At 45.7% G+C, this 7,607-nt stretch carries 6 protein-coding genes and 2 pseudogenes; 3 read left to right on the plus strand and 5 right to left on the minus strand.

Annotated elements, in window-relative coordinates; translation table 11 throughout:
• Positions 1-1,238: pseudogene (locus NTH01S_RS11675) on the minus strand (hypothetical protein); the annotation flags it as partial.
• A 519-nt stretch (positions 1,239-1,757) separates the two neighbouring features.
• Between NTH01S_RS11675 and NTH01S_RS11680 the strand changes: the two are divergent.
• Positions 1,758-2,112 (plus strand): annotated as a pseudogene (locus NTH01S_RS11680) (IS5/IS1182 family transposase); the annotation flags it as partial.
• A gap of 159 nt (positions 2,113-2,271) precedes the next feature.
• Here NTH01S_RS11680 and NTH01S_RS10945 read toward each other — a convergent pair.
• Both NTH01S_RS10945 and mntR read right to left on the minus strand, forming a co-directional pair.
• Positions 2,272-3,219: a methyltransferase domain-containing protein gene (locus tag NTH01S_RS10945; protein WP_068173650.1), complete on the minus strand. Its 948-nt coding sequence runs from the start codon at positions 3,217-3,219 to the stop codon at positions 2,272-2,274.
• 204 nt (positions 3,220-3,423) lie between these two features.
• Positions 3,424-3,951 (minus strand): manganese-binding transcriptional regulator MntR, encoded by a 528-nt coding sequence (mntR, locus tag NTH01S_RS10950; protein WP_068173652.1) that lies wholly within the window; start codon positions 3,949-3,951, stop codon positions 3,424-3,426.
• 233 nt (positions 3,952-4,184) lie between these two features.
• Here mntR and NTH01S_RS10955 point away from each other — a divergent pair, with 233 nt between their 5' ends.
• The gene (locus tag NTH01S_RS10955) at positions 4,185-5,501 is read left to right on the plus strand and encodes an Nramp family divalent metal transporter (protein ID WP_068173657.1); all 1,317 of its coding nucleotides are present in this window, start codon (positions 4,185-4,187) and stop codon (positions 5,499-5,501) included.
• Positions 5,502-5,615: 114 nt separating this feature from the next.
• On the opposite strand, the gene NTH01S_RS10960 is transcribed toward NTH01S_RS10955, so the two are convergent.
• Together NTH01S_RS10960 and NTH01S_RS11830 are read right to left on the minus strand one after the other, a co-directional pair.
• Positions 5,616-5,816, minus strand: coding sequence for a hypothetical protein (locus NTH01S_RS10960; protein WP_068173654.1), 201 nt, complete (start codon positions 5,814-5,816; stop codon positions 5,616-5,618).
• Positions 5,817-6,002: 186 nt separating this feature from the next.
• A complete protein-coding gene (locus NTH01S_RS11830; RefSeq protein ID WP_157070967.1) occupies positions 6,003-6,191 on the minus strand; it encodes a hypothetical protein in 189 nt (62 codons plus the stop codon).
• 68 nt (positions 6,192-6,259) lie between these two features.
• Here NTH01S_RS11830 and NTH01S_RS10965 point away from each other — a divergent pair, with 68 nt between their 5' ends.
• The gene (locus NTH01S_RS10965) at positions 6,260-7,597 is read left to right on the plus strand and encodes a purine-cytosine permease family protein (protein ID WP_068173655.1); all 1,338 of its coding nucleotides are present in this window, start codon (positions 6,260-6,262) and stop codon (positions 7,595-7,597) included.
• The last annotated feature ends 10 nt before the right edge of the window (positions 7,598-7,607 follow it).

The following is a 7,607-nucleotide window of genomic DNA, read 5'->3' on the forward strand; positions in this document are numbered from 1 at the left end:
GAAATAATTTCTGTACCACCACTTTGAATGGTATCCGCATAGCCGTAACCACCACTGGAAATAAGCTCTGTTCCACCGGACAATATATTGGCTGCTGAAATTGTACCCGCGGTGCTGTAATTATTATAATCTTGAAGTGTTCCTCCGGCACTAACAGTCGCGCTAGTGGAAATACCACCATTATCTACCGTTTCCAGCCCCCCGTTTTTAATGACTGTGCCAGAGGCTGCGCCTCCATTTTCAACCCACAGCACACCACTGGAAAAGACCGTATCATCAGTTGATGAACCACCATTCCAAGCTCCTGCCTTACCAACAAACTCCGTTGCCCCAGAGTAAACTGCGCCAGAAATGCTTCTACCGGATTGGTAAATATACTCATTGACCGCAGAGCCAGATAAAATCACACCACTAGCCGTTCCTACGACACCGCCACTTGCTATATCTATACGGGCTCCAGTGTTAATAACGGTATTAATTGCCGTACCACCACTAACATTAATATAACCGCTTGAACCCGAAATCGCAGCCGAACCAGAAAGTATACCGCCTGAAAGTATATTAATATTTCCTCCCAATTGGGAGCCTAGAGCAGCAGAGACAATGCCCCCTGACATGATATCAGCATTCGCAAGTGACGCACCACTTTTCAAAATGTACGTTTCATTCGAGGATATATAATTTGAAGATAAGTTTTTATTATCAAAAGAAACACCACTCTCTAAAATTATACGTCCACCATATGATCCTATGGTTACCGATATATTATCGGAGTAAGTGTCTAAAACTCCTCCATCAATTTCTATATTATTTACAAGAGCTCCTCTATTTATTAATAATATACCTCCAGATATAACCTCTCCTCCCCCAGTAATAGACCCTCCGCTTCGGACATCCATATTTCCGGTTAATATTGATCCAGAGTTGTCAATAATATTCCCTCCGCTATCAACCGTAATTGAATCCGCAATTCCACCGTTGTTTATGATGGCAGATCCATTCTGTTTAATTATTCCACCAGATAACAAGCCATCTTTATATATAACAGCCTTACCACTATCATAAATACCCCATAAATATCCATTTGATATATCAATTAATTTACCTCCTCCCTCAACTACTATTTCGCCATTACCATTAATTGTCTGTCTTATGCCAGAACCTCCAGATTCTATTACTTCTTGATAACCTGATACTGTTACATCAGATACAGTTTGACCGGAAGATACTGTTGTCATTTCAACTACCCCTATGCCCTATTATTAAAATAATACTAACCTATATTTATAATAGTATAAAAAAATAAAATTAACCAAAAAAAAATTACTACTAATTTTGAATTTTTTTTAAAAAAAAATGCTAGATACACTTAAAAAAATACACAGATTTTATTTTTTTTAAGGAAAATAAATAAACACTACAATTATATAATCTTACTTTTTTTAAAGTAGTTTTTCGATATAGTTTTTTATTTATTTTTAGACAAATACTATTGTTGTAATTTTTTAAAATTATTTCTTGTGTATTTTTGCAAAAATTATTATCAGAAGCACGTTAAGTTTGTCACGTTAGGCTAAGAAGGCATTTATCTAAGCGCGAAATGCGATTCAGGTTTCAGCAAGAAAACGGAATATAAGCGGCCTTGCTCCAAACTTGGAGGGTTCGAAAAACTCCTAGTTTTGATGTCTCCCCTGTGACTCTCTCTTGCGAGTTGATGGGACGAAGGTGGATGATGACGCAGTCTGGGTGCTTTGACGTTGAAGAGCGGCTTGCTCGCCTTAGTGGGCTTGGTGATCAGCTTGAAGCGTTGGGGCGGATACGGCCACTGCTCAAAAACCAATGAGGACTTCATGGAAAAACAGGGGTTTGTGTCGAAGGTTCATAGCAAGAAGCCTCACCTCAAACCCATGCCAAGGCATATTCAGAAATCGAATGGAGGAAAGTCGGGATCCGCTCGCGCGTCGAGCATGTTTGGCCGACCAGACATCACAGATAGGGCTCTTCATTCGAGCCGTGTGTATCACCCGGGCTACGATGAGGATCAGACTAGCCAATATCGTCTACAATATGCGACGCCTTATCTTCCTCGAAAGTAAAAAGGCCGCCGCATAGCAATCAGGACAGAAAGCGCCCCTTCACTCTCAATGTAAGAGCAAAAGCGCATTCGAAAATCTTAAAATCAGCCGGCAATCCACACAGCCATACGCCGGACAACCATCACTCAGCAGTGCTTCGATCCCTCCGGTGGTATTGTGATGAGCAAAGACCGAGTTACTGACGCAGATAGCGTTTTATCCATTTTATTCCGCGTGAAATGATTTTTGGCGGCTCATTCATGTCTTGGGCGGCAGTAGATTGAGCGCGTGCAAGCGATGATCCGGGGAGTGGGTCGTGCGCTTGTTCGCTCATCCTTCGCCAGCTTTCTGCGCATCGCGCAGGGTCCGGCTCTGGTGTCATGAAGACCATAAATTCGAAACCAGGGGGCGCCGTATCTTCGAATCCGCTACAGGCTAAGTTTAGAATACCATTTTCTACAAGTGGGATCATTAAATGGGCTAGAATTTGAGGAGTTAGAACCCAGCAATGCACATCAACATAGTGGTTAAGATCCTTGATTGCGGGCTTTACCCAGTCGAGCGCAGTATCAAAAGAAAACTGTGGCGGTATATTTTTGGTATGCGCTGTCCCGTCATAAAAATCCTGACATCGGGCATCCTTGTCATGAATTTTATGTAATGCGAAGTCCAGTACGTCACGCGGGTCTGGTGTACGCCGTTTTTGTAACCATGCGACTAGAAGATCGGCTAATCGCGTTGGAGCTCGGTGGCAATCGAACGAGAAGCGAGAATCTGGCAGGACGAGACGGATTTCACCTTTTGGAGACAAGACACTTTGGGCTTCTTGGAGCCAGCCGATGAGATCAGGGACGTGTTCGGCTACATGGGATGCGATCAGCACGTCAAACGTGCCATCTACGCATTCACGTAAAGGTCGTTCTGACCAGATGACATCAACGGTGACAAGTTTATCGGGCGTTACTTCGGGGTTCCAAGCAAACTGCTGAGCAAGTCCTTCCGTACTAAGGCGATCCACGTATAAAACATGACTGTCGTTTTTATGAAGAATTGGTGTGGTGAGCGCGCCGATTTCTAGGCACTGTGCGGCATTGAAGTCGATACCACGCGTTAAAATTTTTTGTCTTTTAATGAAGATGTCCATAAATGATTTGAGCTCTCATTGTCGGTTAAAAGACTATAGGCATAATCGTAAGGCATTTCATTTAATATGCATATCGGAATGTCTTTTCATGGGAAAATATATTGTGTGTGGATGGATTTTTGAACGCTGATATTTACCTCGTAGGGCAGTTTGGGGTTGAGAAATTATGGGTTACGATGCGCTAATACTCTATTTTTTGGCGTATCAGGCTGACATGGTGGGAGGGGCAGGAGCACGCTTGTCTCTAAGGTGTCTGTGTTCTTTCCGCGCTTGCGTCATGAAGTGTGATAAGCCGGATTGTATGGCGATGTGAAAGGCATTGAGAGTTTCGGTGCCGACATAGTGCTCTATGCCTTCGGCATCAATCCTGGCATTTTCCAAGCTTACACCGAGGGCGAGTAAAAAGGCTTCGACAGTACGGTGGCGGGCACGCACGGTTTCGGCAAGGTGGCGGCCTTTGGGGGTTAAGAAAATACCCCGGTATGGTTTGCGGGCAACGTATTCTTCTTCGGTTAGGCGGTTCAGCATTTTGGCTACGGTCGGTTGAGACACGCCCAAGCGTTCAGCGAGATCAACCTGACGTGCTTCTTGGTCTTCATCTAACAGATCTGCAATGAGTTCTACATAATCCTCGATGAGTGCATTTTGGCGGGCGAGGCGGTTGGCGCGGAAACTTTCAGAGTGTGTTTCTGCATCTCGGAGGATGTCTGCTGTTTTGCGGTGAGTGATCATGTCTAAGCTTTATACATTGTATGTCTATTATTCTAGCGTGAATATAGTATTCTTTAGGGAATATAATGTGAAGAAAGGGAATATAGGTCAATGATGCGATAATTTTATAAGGCTTTATAATATAGCACATTGCATAATGAGGATATGTGCGTTCATAATCGGCCACTATGGCCAATGATTCTTATGCACGTACAGAGACTGTAATGCCCCCGGTTGATGAGGGGGGGAAGCCAATGATGTCGACGGCGTTAGGGGAAGGCGAGGACCGTCGCTCTGGAGTGCTTGCCAGCATTCATGTGCCATCGGGTAATGTAGCGTGGTTTCGGCGCTTCCTGGCATTTGTAGGGCCGGGATATATGATTTCTGTCGGTTACATGGATCCGGGAAATTGGGCTACGGACCTACAGGGGGGGGCGCAATTTGGCTACACATTACTGATTGTGGTCATGCTGTCTAATCTGATGGCGATTTTGCTCCAGGCGCTATCGGCTCGGTTAGGTATTGCGACCGGGCGTGATCTGGCGCAGGCTTGTAGGGATTCTTTTCCGAAATCTCTCAATATTGTTTTGTGGCTAGCATGTGAAATCGCCATCATTGCGTGTGATTTGGCTGAAGTGATCGGTACGGCTGTAGCGTTGCAGCTCCTTTTTGGCATCCCTTTGGTTTGGGGGGCTTTAATTTCGGCAGCAGATGCTTTTCTCGTTTTACTCTTAATGAATCGAGGTTTTCGTTACCTTGAAGCATTCGTGATCGCTCTTTTGGGTATTATAGCTGTTTGCTTTATGGTTCAACTTGTGGCGGCGCATCCACCCTTAATGGGTATTGTTAAAGGGTTTGCGCCTAGTCTTGACATTGTAACGAATAAGAAACTTCTTTATATAGCTATTGGTATTATTGGGGCGACTGTCATGCCTCATAATCTTTATCTACATTCCTCTATTGTACAAACGCGTGATTTTTCTCCGACGTCTTTAGGGCGGCGTGATGCGATACGTTGGGCAACTTGGGATGGTACAATTGCTTTGATGTTGGCGTTGTTTATTAACGCTGCAATTTTAATTGTCGCGGCAGCAGCGTTCCACGGTACTATACATCAGGGAATTACGGAGATAGGGGAGGCGTACCATTTGCTCTCTCCAATTTTAGGATTAGGGATTGCTTCGACGTTATTTGCGGTGGCGCTTCTGGCGGCAGGGACGAATTCGACGATTACTGGTACATTGGCAGGTCAGATTGTCATGGAGGGCTTTCTGAATCTGCGTATGCCACATTGGGCAAGGCGTTTGTTAACGCGCAGTCTGGCCTTGATGCCTGTGGTTGTTGTGACGGTGCTCTATGGTGATAGAGGCGTTGGAGAGCTTTTGATATTTAGTCAGATCGTTTTATCGATGCAGTTGCCCTTTGCGGTGGTTCCTTTGGTACTATTTGTCTCTGATAAACGTAAAATGGATGAATTTGTTATTTCTAAAGCCGTATCTGTTGTGTCTTGGGTGGTATCGGGTCTGATCATTTTTTTAAATGGTAAGCTCTTATTTGATGTGTGTTTTTGAGGTCTTGTTTATAGCGCTTACTATAAACAATATACGGCCCAGAGGTTTTGTCGATCATAATGCTCGTTCATGCTGATAATATCGGCGCGCATACCAACTTGTAGACTGTCACGATCAGTTAAGCCGCATATAGCGGGCGGGGGTATAGAGGGCAGGCGGGGGCTTCAAGGAGGGGGCACTGTGTGTGCAGGCATTTTTGAGTGCTTGATCAAGGGTCAAAATACTGCTTGCTAAAGCACCGGATCCATCAGGGCCCATGCGGGTCGTACCATTATGGACGTATACGCCTTGTCCGCCGAGTGAGCTTATGCCCATGGCACAGCCTGTTGCGCGCGGCGTCAGTCACCAAAATAAGGCATTCTGCGGCGGCCTTGCGTACCATGGTGAAGTTTGCCAAATGAACGTGGTAAGTGTCAAAAATGAGTTCCATAAAGGCATCATCATCGGCCAAGAGGGTACCGATGGGGCCGGGGTTTTCGCCCTTTGATTTCAGATATGGCATTAAAGAGATGTGTTCCTCCAATGACACCATTGTTCGTAGGTCGCGCATGTGTGGCCGATGCTTAGGCGTATGCCGAGTTTAGCCATGGTGCGGATAGTGACGTCACTACAACATTCGGGAGCAATGGTGGTGAGGCGTACGGTATTGAAGGAGAGAATGTCGTTAAGTTCACGCTCGGTGGGTTGCATGGCAAAGGGTGGCTGTGCGCCGAGGTGTTTTTGTTGTGAATGAGGTGTTGGGCGGTTAGGGAAAAGTGATGATAGAACAAAGCACGATTGGCCAAATTGATGAAGGAGCGCGTTACGGGCGGGCGCGGGATTTATTTGCCATTTGGTTCGGCACGAATATGACGCTTTTGACGGTTGTGACGGGGACGTTGGGGCCGGTAGTGTATCATTTGTCTTTTGCGCTATCTGTGTTGGCTGTATGCGCGGGGAATTTGGTCGGCGGTGTTTTTATGGCGCTGCATGCTGCGCAAGGGCCTGCTCTTGGTGTGCCGCAGATGATTCAAAGCCGAGGGCAGTTTGGTTCAATAGGCTCTATTCCTATCGTGCTCATGGTCATTATTATGTATATTGGCTTTGTCGCATCAAATTTTGTCGTAGGGGCGGGGGCGGTTCATTATGTGATGCCCTCTCTGCAAGAGTGGTGGGCCGTTGTTCTGATGGCCGTTCTGGCCTTCATTCCTTGTGTTATTGGTTATCGTGTTTTCCATATTTTCTCTGCGCCATTGGCTGTTATAGCGACAGGGGCGGTTGCTTTTTGTGCTCTGCAAGGAGTGCATCAAGTCGGCATCGCTCCGCTCTTCAAGCTATCAGGTAACTTTTCCCAGTTTTTTCAGGTCTTTTCTTTGTCTGTGCTATGGCAGATTGCGTATGCGCCCTATGTCTCAGATTCATCGCGTTATCTGCCTGCGCTCCCAGCAACATATAAGAAGACTTTTTGGGCGTGTTATAGCGGTTCTGTTGCAGGGTCGGTATTGGCGATGGGATTGGGATCACTTCTGGCATCTATGATGCCGAATATGCAGGCCGTTAGTGCTATTGGGCATTTATGTGGAGCTTTGGGGGGCGTTGTCGTCTTGGCACTGACGGTGTCTATCGCGTTAGCAAGTGCGATGGATATGTATTGTTCGACACTTTCTACGATTACGTTGATACAAAATGTTGTTCCAAAATGGATTCCGCGCGGAAAAGCGCGGGTGCTAATAAGTTTGATTACGCTCATTTTAGCACTCTTTATGGCTCTATTTTTATCAAAATCTTTTCTGGGGTTTTATGCATCTTTACTAGATGTTTTGATGGCTGTTTTGGTTCCATGGACGGCTATTAATCTTTTGGATTTTTACTGGCTGCATCGCGGTAAATATAATGTGGCCGATTTTTTTCGTGCGGATGGTGGTATTTATGGGCGTGTTAATGTGGTGGCGTTGATGAGTTATGGTGTTGGGCTAGCGTGCGAGATGCCTTTTCTCGATGTGACGTTCTTTCATGGCTTCTTGGCGGGACGATGGGTGCCGTTTGATATTTCATGGGGGCTGGCTCTTTTTGGGGCCGCTGCTACCTATCTGTGTCTTGCTCGGCGTTTTTTGTAATTTCTGCTTA

The organism is Neokomagataea thailandica NBRC 106555, assembly GCF_001598495.1.
Taxonomy (GTDB): Bacteria; Pseudomonadota; Alphaproteobacteria; order Acetobacterales; family Acetobacteraceae; genus Gluconobacter; species Gluconobacter thailandicus_A.

Excerpts from the sequence above, each read along its gene's own strand:
- mntR (WP_068173652.1), bottom strand. The coding sequence starts at position 3,951 with ATGATCACTCACCGCAAAACAGCAGACATCCTCCGAGATGCAGAAACA.
- NTH01S_RS11830 (WP_157070967.1), bottom strand. The coding sequence starts at position 6,191 with ATGCAACCCACCGAGCGTGAACTTAACGACATTCTCTCCTTCAATACC.
- NTH01S_RS10955 (WP_068173657.1), top strand. The coding sequence starts at position 4,185 with ATGATGTCGACGGCGTTAGGGGAAGGCGAGGACCGTCGCTCTGGAGTG.
- NTH01S_RS10965 (WP_068173655.1), top strand. The coding sequence starts at position 6,260 with ATGATAGAACAAAGCACGATTGGCCAAATTGATGAAGGAGCGCGTTAC.
- NTH01S_RS10945 (WP_068173650.1), bottom strand. The coding sequence starts at position 3,219 with ATGGACATCTTCATTAAAAGACAAAAAATTTTAACGCGTGGTATCGAC.
- NTH01S_RS10960 (WP_068173654.1), bottom strand. The coding sequence starts at position 5,816 with ATGGGCATAAGCTCACTCGGCGGACAAGGCGTATACGTCCATAATGGT.